The 15816-nt window shown below is 60.5% G+C and carries 15 protein-coding genes; 12 read left to right on the top strand and 3 right to left on the bottom strand.

All coding sequences use genetic code 11. The features are described from left to right. Nucleotides 1-214 precede the first annotated feature (214 nt). Nucleotides 215-847 carry a ribosome biogenesis GTP-binding protein YihA/YsxC gene (gene yihA, locus INQ47_RS04800; RefSeq protein WP_010951522.1) on the bottom strand — a complete coding sequence of 211 codons (633 nt, stop codon included), beginning with the start codon at nucleotides 845-847 and terminating at the stop codon, nucleotides 215-217. A 201-nt stretch (nucleotides 848-1048) separates the two neighbouring features. Between yihA and INQ47_RS04795 the strand changes: the two genes are divergently transcribed. From INQ47_RS04795 to INQ47_RS04765, 7 genes are all read left to right on the top strand, one after another. Further along, on the top strand, nucleotides 1049-1351 hold the full coding sequence (locus INQ47_RS04795; RefSeq protein WP_003252992.1) for a cytochrome c5 family protein: 303 nt from the start codon (nucleotides 1049-1051) through the stop codon (nucleotides 1349-1351). Nucleotides 1352-1382: 31 nt separating this feature from the next. After that, complete coding sequence (locus tag INQ47_RS04790; protein ID WP_003252989.1) at nucleotides 1383-2000, top strand: cytochrome c; 618 nt, start codon at nucleotides 1383-1385, stop codon at nucleotides 1998-2000. 151 nt (nucleotides 2001-2151) lie between these two features. Further along, on the top strand, nucleotides 2152-2784 hold the full coding sequence (gene dsbA / locus INQ47_RS04785) for a thiol:disulfide interchange protein DsbA (RefSeq protein ID WP_003252987.1): 633 nt from the start codon (nucleotides 2152-2154) through the stop codon (nucleotides 2782-2784). 12 nt (nucleotides 2785-2796) lie between these two features. Further along, nucleotides 2797-3651: an endonuclease/exonuclease/phosphatase family protein gene (locus INQ47_RS04780; protein WP_103443600.1), complete on the top strand. Its 855-nt coding sequence runs from the start codon at nucleotides 2797-2799 to the stop codon at nucleotides 3649-3651. A gap of 27 nt (nucleotides 3652-3678) precedes the next feature. Next, on the top strand, nucleotides 3679-5616 hold the full coding sequence (locus tag INQ47_RS04775; protein WP_404701244.1) for a GGDEF domain-containing protein: 1938 nt from the start codon (nucleotides 3679-3681) through the stop codon (nucleotides 5614-5616). Nucleotides 5617-5693: 77 nt separating this feature from the next. Then, nucleotides 5694-6482 (top strand): N-acetylmuramoyl-L-alanine amidase, encoded by a 789-nt coding sequence (locus tag INQ47_RS04770; protein WP_404701243.1) that lies wholly within the window; start codon nucleotides 5694-5696, stop codon nucleotides 6480-6482. Nucleotides 6483-6688: 206 nt separating this feature from the next. Beyond that, a complete protein-coding gene (locus tag INQ47_RS04765; protein WP_252459045.1) occupies nucleotides 6689-8287 on the top strand; it encodes an EAL domain-containing protein in 1599 nt (532 codons plus the stop codon). A gap of 14 nt (nucleotides 8288-8301) precedes the next feature. On the opposite strand, the gene INQ47_RS04760 is transcribed toward INQ47_RS04765, so the two are convergent. Together INQ47_RS04760 and algB are read right to left on the bottom strand one after the other, a co-directional pair. Next, the gene (locus tag INQ47_RS04760) at nucleotides 8302-10083 is read right to left on the bottom strand and encodes a KinB sensor domain-containing domain (protein WP_021784606.1); all 1782 of its coding nucleotides are present in this window, start codon (nucleotides 10081-10083) and stop codon (nucleotides 8302-8304) included. Next, nucleotides 10080-11426 carry a sigma-54-dependent response regulator transcription factor AlgB gene (algB, locus tag INQ47_RS04755; RefSeq protein WP_252459044.1) on the bottom strand — a complete coding sequence of 449 codons (1347 nt, stop codon included), beginning with the start codon at nucleotides 11424-11426 and terminating at the stop codon, nucleotides 10080-10082. Before algB ends, INQ47_RS04760 begins: the two co-directional genes overlap by 4 nt. 209 nt (nucleotides 11427-11635) lie before the next feature. On the opposite strand from algB, the gene INQ47_RS04750 reads away from it, so the two are divergent. The 5 genes from INQ47_RS04750 to gltP all read left to right on the top strand — a co-directional run bounded on the left by INQ47_RS04750 (nucleotide 11636) and on the right by gltP (nucleotide 15672). After that, on the top strand, nucleotides 11636-12457 hold the full coding sequence (locus INQ47_RS04750; protein WP_209968893.1) for a BON domain-containing protein: 822 nt from the start codon (nucleotides 11636-11638) through the stop codon (nucleotides 12455-12457). A gap of 174 nt (nucleotides 12458-12631) precedes the next feature. Continuing rightward, the gene (locus tag INQ47_RS04745) at nucleotides 12632-12922 is read left to right on the top strand and encodes a hypothetical protein (RefSeq protein WP_209968889.1); all 291 of its coding nucleotides are present in this window, start codon (nucleotides 12632-12634) and stop codon (nucleotides 12920-12922) included. A gap of 42 nt (nucleotides 12923-12964) precedes the next feature. Beyond that, nucleotides 12965-13126: a DUF1328 domain-containing protein gene (locus INQ47_RS04740; protein WP_003252966.1), complete on the top strand. Its 162-nt coding sequence runs from the start codon at nucleotides 12965-12967 to the stop codon at nucleotides 13124-13126. Between the two features lie 2 nt (nucleotides 13127-13128). Continuing rightward, nucleotides 13129-13599, top strand: a complete 471-nt coding sequence (locus INQ47_RS04735) for an inhibitor of vertebrate lysozyme family protein (RefSeq protein WP_404701242.1) — start codon at nucleotides 13129-13131, stop codon at nucleotides 13597-13599. Nucleotides 13600-14343: 744 nt separating this feature from the next. Further along, nucleotides 14344-15672, top strand: coding sequence for a glutamate/aspartate:proton symporter GltP (gene gltP / locus INQ47_RS04730; protein WP_209968883.1), 1329 nt, complete (start codon nucleotides 14344-14346; stop codon nucleotides 15670-15672). Nucleotides 15673-15816: the final 144 nt, after the last annotated feature.

Below are 15816 nucleotides of genomic sequence, written 5' to 3'. Positions count from 1 at the left end.
CCGCGAATGCGAGGTCGAATACACCGCTGCATTCGCGGGTAAACCCGCTCCTACAAGGGCCTGCGCCCAATCACCAAAGCGTGTCCAACCCCGATCAGGTGTAGGAGCGGGTTTACCCGCGAATACGGTAGTGGCGGCAACGGTGAACGGCGGGTGGAGAGCAGGCCCGGCCCTTTCGCGGGTAAACCCGCTCCTACGGGGCAGGCGCAAACCACTAAACGACCGGCTTGTCTTCCAGTTCCATCCAGTCTGCCAGCACCCGGTAGGCGTCTTCCACGCCCAGACGCTTGGGTGCCGAGAACAGCTGGATGGTCACGCCATCGCCCCAGCCCTTGCGGATTTCCGACTGCACTTTCAGCAATGTGTTCTTGCCCGCGCCGTGGGTCAGCTTGTCGGCCTTGGTCAGCAGGATGTGCATCGGCATGCTGCTGGCCTTGGCCCAGTCGAGCATCATCTTGTCGAAGTCGGTCATCGGGTGACGCACGTCCATCATCAGGATCACGCCACGCAGGCACTCACGGCTGCCCAGGTAGGCTTCCAGGTGTTTCTGCCAGTGCTGCTTGAGCGGAATCGGGACTTTTGCATAACCATAGCCCGGCAGGTCGACCAAACGCCGTTCATCGTCCAGACTGAAGAAATTCAACAGCTGGGTGCGCCCGGGAGTTTTCGAGGTACGCGCCAGGCTGGCATGAGTCAGGGTATTGAGGGCGCTGGATTTGCCGGCGTTGGAACGGCCGGCAAAAGCCACCTCGTAACCCTGGTCGTCCGGGCATTGTTCGACCTTGGCTGCGCTGAGGGCGAATTTGGCTTTCTGGCAGAGGCCGAGGATGGGGTTCTTGACTTGCATGGGATATCCGATGTGGGTGTTGCCTGACTTTGTAGAGCCAAGCCTGGCAAGCGGTGTCGTTTCCGTTTGGATGGCGGAAGTATATAATGCCCCAGTTTTTGTGTGCTCATTCTCCCAGCGAAGGAGAACGGGCATGGGGTGTCGAACAATAGCTCGCGCAACAGAACGCAGCGCGGCCCCCAACCCTGAAGGTCGTTCCGCATGGCGAAATGGCTGCTTGCTGTCGGTATGTTCCTGCCGTTTTTCAGCGCACAGGCTACACAGGATCCCGAGGTGTTGTACAACCGCACGTGTGCGGCCTGTCACACCGGGCAGTTGCCACAGGCACCCAGACGGGGTGACCGGGCAGCTTGGGAGCCAAGGCTGGCGCAAGGCATGGATGTACTGGTGAAGCACGTGACCCAGGGTTTCAAGGCTATGCCGCCGCGTGGATTGTGCATGGACTGCAGTGCCGAGGACTACCGTTTGGTCATCCTTTGGATGAGCGGCAGTCCCGATACATAACATTTCACCCTTAGCCGTGTTGGATTAGCTGATGAACAAACTAGTCGTGAGTCTGCTGTTGACCTTGGGTGTCGCTGGTGCGGCCACTGCTGCGCAACCTATCAAAGGCGATGCCGCCGCTGGCCAGGCCAAGACCGCCGTCTGTGGCGCCTGCCACAATCCCGACGGCAACAGCCTGGCACCGAACTTCCCGAAACTGGCTGGCCAAGGCCAGCGCTATCTCGAAAAACAACTGCACGATATCAAATCGGGCAAGCGTACCGTGCTGGAAATGACCGGCATGCTGGCCGCATTCAGCGACCAGGATCTGGCCGATATCGCTGCCTACTTCTCCAGCCAGAAAGGCAGCGTGGGTGCCGCCGATCCCAAGCTGGTCGAGCGCGGCCGTGCGCTGTTCAACGGCGGCGACCTGGAAAAGGGCATGCCGGCCTGCACTGGCTGCCACTCGCCTAACGGTGCGGGCATCGCCCTGGCTGGCTTCCCGCACTTGGGCGGGCAGCACTCGCAGTACGTGGCCAAGCAGCTCACTGACTTCCGCGAAGGCAACCGCACCAACGATGGCGATGCCATGACCATGCGCACTATAGCTGGCAAGCTGAGCAACCATGATATCGAAGCGTTGGCCAGCTACATCCAGGGCCTGCATTAACTTTCGGTTAATGTTGTAGGCCAATGATGAAAGGGCGGCCGGGCTGCCCTTTTTTCCGTCCGCAGCCGTTACACTACAGAACTCGAGCCCTTCCCGGCCTGTCTCAGTGCAGGTCGCGCCGTGGCGACCCATGACTGCTCAGGAGTAAAGCATGCGTAAACTGATTCTCAGCGCTGCGCTGGTCGCCGCCAGCGTATTCGGTATGACTGCCGTTCAGGCCGCCGAGCCTGTTGCTGGCAAGGAATACATCGAGCTGAGCAACCCTGTTCCGGTTTCCGTACCTGGCAAGATCGAAGTCGTCGAGCTGTTCTGGTACGGCTGCCCACACTGCTACCACTTCGAGCCGACCATCAACCCTTGGGCTGAAAAGCTGCCCAAGGACGTCAACTTCAAGCGCGTACCTGCCATGTTCGGTGGCCCGTGGGATGCGCACGGCCAGATGTTCCTGACCCTCGAAGCCATGGGCGTCGAGCACAAGGTGCACGCTGCGGTGTTCGATGCCATTCAGAACCAGCACAAGCGCCTGACCGACAAGAACGACATGGCCGACTTCCTCGCCACTCAAGGCGTTGACAAGGACAAGTTCCTCGCTACCTTCGACTCGTTCGCCATCAAAGGCCAGGTCAAACAGGCCAAGGAACTGGCGAAGAAGTATGAAATCACCGGCGTACCGAGCATGGTCGTCAACGGCAAGTACCGCTTCGACCTGGGTACTGCCGGCGGACCGGAAGGCGTGCTGAATGTCGCCGACCAGCTGATCGACAAGGAGCGCGCTGCCAAGTAGGCGGCGTCACCCATGCCCCGCTTCAGAGCTACGCGTGGCATTGGCCTGCACGAGCCGCAGGTCAACGAGCATCACCTGCAGGCCCCGGGCCTGCCCGAGGATGGTCGTCTGCGGCTGCTCAGTTTCAACATCCAGGTGGGTATAAGCACCGAGCGCTACCGCCATTACCTGACGCGTAGCTGGCAGCACCTGCTGCCGCATAACGGGCGTGCCGGCAACCTGCAGAAAATCGGCAGGCTGCTGGGCGACTTTGATCTGGTGGCCTTGCAGGAGGCCGATGGTGGCAGCCTGCGCTCGGGCTACGTCAACCAGGTCGAACACCTGGCCCACTTGGGGGCCTTCCCCTATTGGTACCAGCAGCTAAACCGCAACCTTGGGCGTTTTGCCCAGCACAGCAACGGCGTGCTCAGCCGCCTGAAGCCGCAACTGCTCGAAGACCATCCGTTGCCTGGCCCGGCCGGGCGTGGTGCGATCCTGGTGCGGTTTGGCGAAGGCGACGATGCACTGATAGTGGTGATGATGCACCTGGCATTGGGGGCCAAGACACGCGCCCTGCAGTTGGGTTATATCCGCGAGCTGATTGGCGGTTACCGTCACCAGGTGCTGATGGGCGACATGAACACCCACGCCACCGATCTGCTCGAGCACTCGCCGCTGCGCGACCTGGGCCTGGTCGCCCCGCAAGTCGAGGCCACTTTCCCCAGCTGGCGACCGCAGCGTTGTCTTGATCATATTCTGCTCAGCTCAAGCCTCACGCTGGAGCGTGTAGAGGTGCTGGCGCAGCCAATTTCGGACCACCTTCCCGTTGCTGTCGAGATTCGATTGCCTGATGCATTGACTGTGGATACGCTGCCGGTTTTGAGCTAATTGCCATCACCGTTTGCGGACCTGGGCATGACTGAAGACGCTGAGCGCTGGAAAGAAAAATACCTTAAAAGCATCGAGCAGCAAGAAAAGCTCGAACGCCGTTGGGATGCCCGTCTTGACCTGCTGCGTCGCGGCTTGGTGCGCACCACCCTGGCTGCCGAAGGCAGCGACAAGGTGGTAGACGAGTGCATGAAGGAAATGCGCGACGTCATTCGCAGCGGCAACATGGACGCTGGCCTCGCCGGTTTGATTCCGCGCCTTGAGAAAGCGGTACTGGATTCTGAACAGCGTCGCGAAGCCCGCATGAACCAGGTCAGCGATGCGCTGACCGCACTGGTTGGCCAACTGCAAGGTCTCCCGTTACCCAGCGATATTTCGCGGTCATTGAAGAAGCTGGCGAAGAAGCTCGACGGCGGGGTTGCCCAGTCACGCGAGCTGCCGCCACTGTTGGGCGAGTTGAGTGGCTTGCAGGGGCGCGCGCTGTCGGCCCTTGGCAAGACGGGTGAAGAAGCCCGACCGGGTTTTCTGCAGCGGTTGTTTGGAAGCCGCGAGGAAGATGCACAGGTAGGCGCAGAGCTTGCCCCGGTGGCGTTGCCAGTTGCAGAGGTTGTGCCCTTGGCAGCCGGCAGTATCGAGCCCTCGCGGCCCGATGACGTCGATGCGCTACAACCGCTGGCGGCCCCTGCTGCTCCGACTGCCGAGGTGGCCGAAGCGCCCGAGCTTGAGCTGGAGGCATTTGGCCCGGCGCTGATCGAAACGACCGAAATGCCGCCAGCCCCGTTGCCACAGCTTAAAGCGCCAGTGCCGGACGCTGCAGTTGCTGCCAGCGAGGCATTGGCTGAAGCAGAACCCTTACAAGCCCTTGAAGAAATCTTTGGTGAAGACGGCCCCTATGCCCTGCCTTATGCAGTGGAGCCGCCTTACAGCCAGGTTGCCGCGCACATCGAGCAGACCCTGATCGGTCTGCTCGATGACCTCAGCCTGCCCGAGCGACACAAGGCTCAGGCGCGGGAAATGCGCGAGCGGGTTGCCCGCGGATTGAACTGGTATGAGCTGATCCCGGTGCTGGATGACTTGGCAGTACTCATGCTGGCAATCACCGACAGCGGCCAGCACGAATTCGAAACCTACCTGCAGCAGCTCAACGAACGCCTGGAAGGTTTCCAGAGCCATCTGCACGAGGCCAGCGCCGGCCATGCTGACAACAGCACCGCTGCCCGGGAGCTGGATAGCCAATTGCGTGAGCACGTCGACGGCCTGCAGAGCAGCGTGCAAGGTGCCGCCGATGTAGACAGCCTCAAGCACATTCTGGAAAACCGCCTGGAAGGCTTGCTGGTGACCATGGACGAGCACAAGCACGAGCGTGATCGCCGCGAGCAGGAATTGGCTGGTCGCCTGCAAGGCTTGTCGGAGCGTGTGGCGAGCATGGAGCATGAGGCGCTTGGCTATCGCGAGCACTTGGAAGAGCAGCGCCAGAAAGCCCTGCTGGACCCGCTCACCGGCCTGCCCAACCGTGCGGCCTGGAGCGAGCGGGTCGAACGCGAAATGCTCGACTGGCAAGAAAACGGCGGCCACCTGGCGATGGCGATTCTTGACCTGGACCATTTCAAGCGCATCAACGACAACTATGGGCATCTGGCTGGGGACAAGGTCCTCAAGATCGTTGCCGACCAGTTGCGCAAGCGCCTGCGGGGTCGTGATTTCATCGCCCGGTTTGGCGGCGAGGAATTCGTCCTGCTGCTGCCGCAGACCACGCCGGCAGTCGCCGCGCAAATGGCCGAGGTGTTGCGCGCCACAGTCGAAGCCTGCCCATTCCACTTCAAGGGTGAGCGGGTGGTGATCACCACCTCCATCGGCCTGGGCGCATTCCGTTCCGGCGAACGCAGTAACCAGGTGCTCAAGCGAGCCGATGCAGCGCTGTACCGGGCAAAGGAGCATGGGCGTAATCGCGTCGAGCAAGGCTAGCCAGCCACCGTCTGTTCGGCAGGCACAGCGCAGGTGAGCACGTTATACTGTAGCGCTCATACGCTGAGGCCACCGACGTGCTTTCCACGCTTAAAAAAACCCTGATTTCCTTTTTGCTGTTGTCTGTTGCCGGTTGCTCGACGGGCCTGCGCATCGACCGCAGTCACCCTTCGGTCAATCAGGACAACCGCATCCAGTTCATTGTCCTGCATTACACCAATGCCTCGCTGGAGCGGTCCCTGGCGCTGCTTACCCATGGCGAGGTCAGCAGCCATTATCTGATCGGCGATGGCCCGGCCACGGTGTATCAACTGGTGGATGAAAACCGTCGTGCCTGGCATGCCGGTGATAGCCAGTGGCAGGGGCGCACCTGGCTGAACTCCTCGTCCATTGGTATCGAAATCGTCAACCCGGGCTTCACCGACACCCCGAAAGGCCGGGTTTGGCACCCTTACAGCGAGGCGCAGATCCAGTCGCTGATCGCACTGCTCAAAGACATTGTCAAACGCAACAACATCGAACCACGCCATATCATCGGCCACAGTGACATCGCCCCGCTGCGCAAGCTGGACCCGGGACCATTGTTCCCGTGGAAGCGCCTGGCCGATGCCGGGCTGGGTGTCTGGCCGGATGCCAACGCCGTGGCACGGCAGCAGGCCTACTTCAGCGCCAACCCGCCAAGCGTTGGCTGGTACCAGCAGGAGCTGGCACGGTTTGGCTATCAGATCGATCAGACCGGCGTGCTGGATGTTGCCACACGCCATGTGATCGCCGCGTTCCAGATGCGCTTCCGCCCGCAGCGCTTCGACGGCATGCCGGATGCGCAGACAGCAGCGATGCTGCAGGTACTTAACCGCATGCGTTGAGTCACGGCGGGCGGGGTATTAGTTGCAGCAGCCTTGCGCTGCGAAGAGGCGGGTTAGGTCGACGCAGTTGTATCGACGTTAATGGTCTCATCGCAACCATAAGGCTGCTTCTACAAAGAGCGTGGGTGGATTGCAGCGAAGCGCCAAACGGTGAGGGTGATTCTTGATTCAGTTGCTATACCTTGGTTATCAACTGGATGCCTTTGATGTCAGCCTTCATCGCCTTGCTGCGCCAAATTTTTTACCGTCCCTGGATGCTGGCCACTTTGGCAGCGCTGGCCAGCGCCGCGGTGTTGCTCTCTGCCAGCATCGGCATTGCCCTGCAACAAATGAAACAAAGCGAAAGCGAACAGATGAATGCCCAGGGCGAGCGTTTTCTGGAACGGCTGGAACAGGTGTTCGGTCAGTTGCGCGAAGGGGTCGACCTGCTGCAGGCCCAACCCCTGCGCGGCTGCAGCCCGGCGATGCTGGCAGCCTTGCAACAGGTTGGCCTGAACTCGCGGTTCATCTATGAAGCTGCTTATGTGGATGGTGATGTTGCCTGCTCCAACCGCGGTGATGAGCGAGCGTTCGTTCCCTTGCGGGCGCCGGATATCCAAGGGCCGACGTACAGCTACTGGCTTAACACCACCACCGAGCCGAACGAGAACCTGGCAGCACTGATGCTGGGTCGGGGCAGGTTTCTGGTTTCTACCTCCCGTGGGCATTTGACCGATGTGGTGGACCTGCCACCGGGCGGCAGCCTGGTCGTGGTGCTGGACAACGGCGCCCGGGCCATTCCGGTGCTCGGGCCGCCACAGGTATGGCCACCGCCCTCGGCCTGGTCGACCAGCCAAAAGTCGCTGCTGGAACTCAGTGACCGGCTGATCTACCGAATGCCGACCAAGTCGCCGGATTACCAGTTGGTGCTGATTGCCCCGAGGGCCAGTCTGCCGCTGAGGATGAACGGCATGCTCTGGTTGCTGTTCCCCGGCAGCGTGCTGGCGGCCTGCTGCATCGGTTGGTTGGTACTCCAGCTGATTCTGCAACGACGGTCGATGAGCTCAGAGTTGCAAAATGCCTTGCGTCGTGGAGAGCTGCAGGTGCTCTACCAGCCAATCATCGAGCTCGACAGCCGGCGCTGTGTGGGCGCGGAGGCCTTGGTGCGGTGGCGCCGCCCGGACGGCACCCTGACCAGCCCGGACCTGTTCATCCCGCTGGCGGAAAATACCGGCCAGATTCGCCAGATCACCGACTTTGTCCTGCAGCGTGTGCTTGAACAGCTAGGACAGCTACTACGTTCGCACCCCAAGCTTTACATATCGATAAACCTGGCGGCCTGCGATGTGATGGTGCCCCGTATTGGCCGGGTGGCGGCGCGCTTGTTGGCCTTGCATCGAGTGGCGCCCAGCCAGATTGCCTTCGAGGTGACCGAGCGCGGCCTGATCGACGTGGTGGTTGCCCGTGACAACCTGCAGGCGCTACGCGCCGTGGGGCACCAGGTGCTGATCGACGATTTTGGTACCGGTTATTGCAGCCTGGCCTACCTGCAAACCCTGCCAGTGGACTGCCTGAAGATCGACAAGGCATTCATCGACGCTCTGGGCCACGATGCCGCCAGTAGCGGCGTGGCCCCGCATATCATCCGCATGGCCCATGACTTGCACCTGCGGGTAATTGCCGAAGGTATCGAGTTCGAGGACCAGGCGGTCCTGCTGAACAGCGAGGGGGTCAATTATGGCCAGGGCTGGCTGTTTGCCCGGCCGCTGAACGCCCGGCAGTTTGCCGAGTTGGTGACTCGCGGACACCTGCCGCGGCGGGTGTAGGTGCGGTAAAGCAGTCAGACCGGCAACGCCATGTAGAACTGGGTCCCCTGCCCCGGCCGGGAAAACACGCCCATGCGCCCTCCGTGCAACTGCACAATCTCCTTGCACAGCGCCAGGCCCAGCCCAGCACCGCCTTTCTTGCGACCTACCTGCACGAAGGGCTCGAAGATGCGCCCTTGCTGCCCATAGGAAATGCCCTCGCCGTTGTCCTCGACGCTGATGATCACCCGTTCCGCATGGCGTCGGGCATGCAGGCGTATGCGCCCGCCGTTGGCAGTGTGGCGGATGGCGTTGTGCAGCAGGTTGTCCAGCACCCGGTCCAGTTGGGCGACGTCGGCCTGGATACGCGGTAGCGGCGGGTCCAGTTCCTTGATCAGTTCGATCTGCTTGTTCGCAGCCTGTTCGGCAAAGCGCAATTGCGCCTGCTCCAGCAGTTCGTCGATGGCACAGGGGGCCAGCTCGAGCTTTTGCAACCCGCTCTGATAACGGGAGAAGTTGAGCAGGTCATTGATCAGTTGGGTCAGGCGCTGCATTTCTTCGCCGATGGTTTCCAGCAGGTCGTACTCGCGGGCCTCGGGCGGGAACTTTACCCGCTCGCGCAGCAGGCCGAAGGCCATGTGCATGCCGGTCACCGGGGTACGCAGTTCGTGGGAGGCGCGCAGCACGAATTCGCTGCGCACCCGCTCGAAGGCCCTTTGCTCGGTCACATCGTGCAGCACCATCACCGCGCCGAGGATTGGCCCCTGCGGGTGGCTGACGGGGGTCAGGCTGTAGGTGAGCAGACGTGATTCTTCATCGACCTCCATGTTCAGGTCGTCCGGTGGGCGGTCGAGGCTGCCCCCGCGCAGAACCTGGCGCAGTTGTTGCTCAAGCTCGGGGCGCTGCAAGGCTTCGACCAGGCTGCTGCCCACGCGGCTGTCGTTCCAGCCCAGCTGACGCTGTGCCACCGGGTTGAGGTGCTCGAGGCGGCCCTGGCGGTCGATGATCAGCAGGCCGTCGTCGATGCTGTCAAGCACGGCTTGTAAACGCTGCTGGCCGGCCAACAGTTCGTCAACGTTGGTGGCCTGGTGCTTGCGCAAGGCATCGGCCATCAGACCAAAACGGCGGGTCAGCTGGTTAAGCTCGGCGGCCTGGGTGACTGGCAAGGTAACGTCGAAATTGCCCTTGCCCAGTTGGTCGGCTGCCTTGGCCAAGGCTTCGATCGGTTGGCCGAAACGCCGGGCGATGTTGTGCGCGGTGATAAAGCCCAGTACCAATACCACCAGCCCCATCAGGCCGAGTACACCACTGACCAGCAAGGCGCGGTCACGGGTGCGTTCCTCGCTACGGGTAATCAGGTCCAATGCCTGCTTGTGGGAATCGATCAGGTCGGTGCGCACCTGATTGAACGCAGCCCCAAGCGGCTGATCGACACCCATGCTGCGAGCGGGTGTGGCGCTGTCGCGATAGGTCTGGAGGAAGGACTGGTAATTGCTGCTGGCCTTGCTGAAACCGGTGCGCTCACCACCTTGCTCCAGCCCTTGGTTGAGCAGGTCCTGGAAGTTGTCCTGCAGCAGCCGTAGGCTTTCCGGGGCGGTGTTTTCATCGAGAATAAGCATCAGCTGTTCGCCCAGGTTCTGGCGCAACTTCAGCCCCACTTCCAGGGCATGGGTGGTATCGCGCACCAGCTGCTGTTGCACTGTAGCCATCTGCAGCATGCTGACCAGGCCCAGCAGCAACCCTAGCAACGCCACAGTGATGAGCGCCGAGATACTAAGGAAAAGCCGCGTGCGCAGCTTCATGGGCGGCCATTTCATAGGTTGTACTGCTTGCGCTTGCGGTACAGGGTAGAAGCATCGATGCCCAAGGTCTTGGCGGCTTGGTCGAGGGTATCGCTGGCGGCCAGTACGGCACCGATATGGGCACGTTCCAGCTCATCCAGGCTAAGCGCGGCACCTACGCGTGGGGCATTGCCGGCGGGTTGTTCGCCCATGCCCAGGTGGCTGATTTCCACGCGTTCCTGCGGGCAGATGATACTGGCCCGTTCCACTACGTTGCGCAGTTCGCGAATGTTGCCGGGCCAGCGGTAATTGAGCAGGGCGGCGCGCGCCTCATCACTGAAACCACGGGCGGGTCGGGAGTATTCCTTGACGAAACGGGCGAGGAAACGGTCGGCCAGGATGAGGATGTCTTCACTGCGCTCGCGCAGGGGGGGCAGGTGCAGGGTAATCACGTTCAAGCGATACAGCAGGTCTTCGCGGAAGCGGCTTTCGCGCACCATCTCTTCGAGGTTGAGGTTGGTGGCAGCCAGGATACGCACATCAGCACGTCGGGTAACCGGGTCGCCGACACGTTCGTATTCCTTGTCCTGGATGAAGCGCAGCAGTTTGGGTTGCAAGGTCAGCGGGAAATCGCCGATCTCGTCGAGGAAGAGTGTGCCCCCGTCAGCCTGGTTCACCCGTCCCAGGGTGCTTTCGCTGGCGCCGGTGAAGGCGCCGCGGGTATGGCCGAATAGCTCGCTTTCCATCAGCTCGGCGTTAAGCGACGGGCAGTTGATGGTCACACAGGCTTTGCGTGCACGCTTGCTCCAGCCATGAATGGCACGAGCCAGCTCGCCCTTGCCGGTACCCGATTCTCCAAGGATGAGGATGTTGGCGTCGGTGATGGCGACTTGGCGGGCAGTTTCAAGCACCGCCATCATGGCCGGGCTATGGGAATCCAGGCCGTCCTTGGGCTTGCGTACTTCACCTTCCAGGGCTTCCAGGCGCGCAGAAAGCTGGCGCACCTCCAGTTGCTTGGCGGTGGCCAGGCGCAACTGGTCGGGGCTGCACGGCTTGACAAGGTAGTCGGCAGCGCCGGCCTGGATGGCGTCTACTGCGGTGTCGATCGCCGAGTGCGCAGTGACGATCACCACCCGCATCCACGGGGCCTGGATACGCATTTGCGCCAGCACGTCGAGGCCGTTGTCTTCACCCAGGCGCAAATCGAGGAAGCACAGGTCGAACACCTGGCGTTGCAGCAGGCTCTCTGCCTGGGCGGCACTGTTGGCCGTGGCCACACTGTAGCCCTCGTCTTCCAAGCAGTAGCGGAAGGTGCGCAGGATTGCGGACTCGTCATCCACCAGCAGAATGCGGCCTTGGTTGTCCTGGGCTGATTCCATTTCCTGTGCTCCTTAGGATAGATCTTTATTTAGTGTGGGAAAAATCGGGCAAGTTGCATGGTCAATTCTGAAGGATTCTGTCCTTTGCATGCTAGCCAATGGCCAAACGATGCCCACGAGCCGCGATTCTTCAATGATTTGCTTAGAGGCACGCGCTGGCACATTGGTTGCGATGATTTTCAGATTTTGCCCACGAAGGAGGCACTGTCATGCCCTTTTCCCTGCGTACAGCCGTTTTGGCCGCCACCCTGCTGCCAATATTTACCCCAGCATTCGCCGACCCTGTGCAGGACGCGCGCCTGGAAGGCGCCCTGCAAACCGCTTTGTCACTGAACCGGATGCTCGACCCATTTCGTATCAAGGTTGAAGTGAACGGCAAGCAGGCGCGGCTTTCCGGTGAGGTGGAGAACGAGGTCGAGCGGCAGTTGGCCGAGGACGTGGCCCGTGCTACCCGGGGCATCGAACAGGTAGAGAACCTGCTGCAGCTTAATACCCAACTGGTGGAGCGTCCGCTGGAGCTGCGTGCCTACGCCCAGCGCCTGGAAGACGTGACCCTGGCGGCTGTGGTGCGTGCTCGGCTGTTGTGGAGCCGTACCACCGAAAAGGCACCTATAGAAGTACAAAGCAGTGAGGGTGTGGTGACGTTGCGTGGCAAGGTCGACAGTGCCGAAGCCAAGGAGCTGGCGGGCGTGCTGGCGCGTACCACCGACGGCGTGTATCTGGTCAACAACCTGGTCAGCCTCGATACCGCCGCCATGGCCAAGGCGCGGGAAACACCAGTGGGCGCGCCAACCGGGCCGCAACCAAGCGACAGCTGGGTCGTCGACAAGATCCAGAGCAGCTATCGCTTCAGTCGCAACCTCGATGGCCTGAACCTGAAGGTGGCCAGCGAAGCAGGCATGGTGCGGCTCTCGGGCGAGGTGGTTAGCGCGGAGCAGAAAACCATCGCTGTGGAGATCGCCCGGCAAATCATCGGCGTACGGGGCGTGGATGCTGACCTGCTGAAGGTGGCCACCAAGGTCGAAGGCTGATCGTGCAATTCGCACGAACCCACAGGCGCCATCGTGCAGGATACGTCCTCGTGGTGTAGTTGCTTATTGTATAACTAGTTGATTTATAACGATTTTATAAAAATCAAAAGGCTGGCATGCAGGCTGCAATTACCTGTTCAGGTTTGAACAAAAATTACAGCAGGAGGAGCCAGCATGAATCGCCAACCCGTCAACCGCTCGCAGAGCGCCGCACTGCCTTTGCGCCAGGTGCTGACACTCGGCATGGCGATGCTGCTGACCTTGGCCGCTGGCCTCTTCTATTACAGCTTGCAGACGGCGCGTCTGGCTGAGCAGGTGGCAGCTCAAACTGCCCTGTTGACGCAGATTCAGGTAACTCGTGCCAACACCTTGGCCAAGGCCGCTGACTGGCAGCCAGCTAGCCAGGCCATTGCCTCACCGGCCACTGTGGAAAAAGTTGTTCCCCAGGAGCGTTGGGTTTTTTGACCTGACGGCCGGATCGATTCCGCAAAAGAAAGGAGAACTACCATGCTGAGTTGGGCTATCACTTTCCTCATCATCGCCATTGTCGCCGCCGTACTGGGCTTCGGTGGTATCGCGGGCGCTGCAACAGGTATCGCCAAGATCCTGTTCATTGTCTTCCTGGTGTTGTTTGTAGCCTCCTTCTTCTTTGGACGCGGACGAGGTTAAAGATGGGCAGGAAGCTTCGTTCAGCCGTGGTCGCCGCCCTGTTGCTGGGCTGTAGCGCGGCGGCCATGGCGGCCAATGACGGCCAGGCTCGGGTTGACCAGCTGCTCGGCTCGGACCCGGAGTACCGGGAAACCTGGCAGGACACCATCGAAGGCGAGGAACGCCTGCCCGATTGGGTGGTCAACCTGACCGGCAGTGCCCAGCAGCAGATGTCTGCGGTTACTGAAGACGGCGATAAGTTTCTGGTCGGACCGCTGTGCGAAAAGCAGGACAATTGCACCTACAAGCGGCTGATCGTGGCGTTCAGCTGGGACAAGGATGATGCCTATGGGATGCTCGTGGAGGTACCCGAAGGTTTGCCGAGCGACAAGTCGCCCACCCGTCATGCGCAGTACCGCTGGCTGGGCGAGCCCGACGACGGCATGAAGGCAATGCTGCAGGAGCAGCTCAAGCGTGACCCGAACTGGTACTGAGCATTTATTGCCGGTACGGATGAAAGGTCACTCACTGTCACGTAATAGAAGCTGAAGCTTTCTATAGTTCAGCCTTCTATGATGCGCCGCCCCGAGGAGGGGTAGCACATGACCAAGGGGCCGGGCTGCTCTGGTTGCTACAGGATCGGAGTGGCCTAGGGGTACAGGGAGTGCCTCCAGTAATGGGCCGGGTCAGGAAAGGCGAAATCGGAAGTCTCAGGTCGGCGGTGTCACAGGGATACTTTGCCAGACCTGACTTCCGAGGAGCCCTGTAGGAAACGTCGCTTCCCTTGCGCGTTTTTCCCTTGAGACACATTTTGTCTCGACCGTACATCAAATTTTTTTCGACCATCTCGGTGCCTCTACAAGTGGCATTTCCGCCATTCGGATTGTCGAACAGGCCATCCTTCGTGCCCAATCTGTACTGCCAAATCTGCCGAAATATGGCGGTTTGGTCTTGTTCGGGATTCCGAATGTTATAAATCAAGCACTTGCGAAGCTGCCGACTAGGTCGAAAACAGTATGCATAAACGGCATGCGTCATGCGTTTCCGGCATTAGCTTTCGCCCCTTGCCGTCGCAATAGTTGCCGCCTTTTTCGCTGGCCAGAGCGCCCTGTCGCTCGCCTGCGGTGTCCTTACATGACGTCGCCTGACGGAAGCCCTTACTGCTCGTGACCTTGCCTATGGCTCTGTTACGCGTGTTTCCGCCAGGTGCCATGACCACTAAAACAAAGGGTAAAGACATGAAGAAGGCAAAACTGAGCCTCGCCTGGCAGATCGTTATCGGTCTGGTCCTGGGTGTTGCAATCGGCGCGCTACTGAATCATTTCAGTGCAGAAAAGGCATGGTGGATCAGCAACGTCCTTCAGCCCGCTGGTGACATCTTCATCCGCCTGATCAAGATGATCGTCGTCCCGATCGTGATTTCGTCGCTGATCGTGGGTATCGCCGGTGTTGGCGACGCGAAGAAACTGGGCAGCATCGGGCTGAAGACCATCATCTACTTCGAAGTGGTGACCACGATCGCCATCGTCGTAGGCCTGGTGCTGGCCAACCTGTTCCACCCGGGCGCCGGCATCGACATGAGCACTCTGGGCACTGTGGACATCTCCAAGTACCAGGCGACAGCGGCCGAAGTGCAGCATGAGCACGCGTTCATCGAAACCCTGCTGAACCTGATCCCGTCGAACATCTTCGCAGCGCTGATGCGTGGCGAAATGTTGCCAATCATCTTCTTCTCGGTGATGTTCGGCCTGGGTCTGTCGAGCCTGCAGGCAGAGTTGCGTGACCCGCTGGTTCGTACCTTCCAGGCCGTTTCGGAAACCATGTTCAAGGTCACTCACATGATCATGAACTACGCCCCGATCGGCGTGTTCGCCCTGATTGCCGTGACCGTGGCCAACTTCGGTTTCAGCTCGCTGCTGCCGCTGGCCAAGCTGGTGCTCCTGGTGTACTTCGCGATCGCTTTCTTCGCCTTCATGGTACTGGGCCTGGTGGCCCGCGTGTTCGGCTTCTCGGTGATCAAGATCATGCGCATCATGAAAGATGAGCTGATCCTGGCCTACTCCACCTCCAGTTCGGAAACCGTACTGCCGCGGGTGATCGAGAAGATGGAGAAGTACGGTGCGCCAAAGTCGATCTGCTCGTTCGTGGTACCGACCGGCTACTCGTTCAACCTCGACGGTTCGACCCTGTACCAGAGCATCGCGGCGATCTTCATTGCCCAGCTGTACGGTATCGACCTGTCGTGGAGCCAGCAACTGCTGCTGGTACTGACCCTGATGGTTACCTCCAAAGGCATCGCTGGTGTGCCGGGCGTATCGTTCGTGGTACTGCTGGCCACCCTGGGCAGCGTGGGTATCCCGCTGGAAGGCCTGGCCTTCATCGCCGGTGTGGACCGCATCATGGACATGGCCCGGACTGCGCTGAACGTTGTGGGCAACGCCTTGGCTGCGTTGGTCATTGCTCGCTGGGAAGGCATGTACGACGCCGCCAAGGGCGAGAAGTACTATGCCTCGCTGATGGCCGAGAAGCGGGAAGCTGTAGTGGTTGGCGAAACCGCCAAGCGCTGAGCCTGATGGCTGTTTGACCAAGAGCCCCGACTTGTCGGGGCTTTTTGTTATCTGCGTGATCTTGAGCCGCGCCTGCAAAGGCTCGCGATCGCCAGTCACAGGCTGCGATACGCTATTATTCGGGCACTTTTCAGGGGGAACATA

The sequence above is a fragment of the Pseudomonas sp. 3HC3 genome (assembly GCF_044904505.1).
GTDB classification, from domain to species: Bacteria; Pseudomonadota; Gammaproteobacteria; order Pseudomonadales; family Pseudomonadaceae; genus Aquipseudomonas; species Aquipseudomonas putida_Y.
Note: the sequence above shows the minus strand (reverse complement) of the source record. Positions and strands in the feature narration are given on the sequence as shown.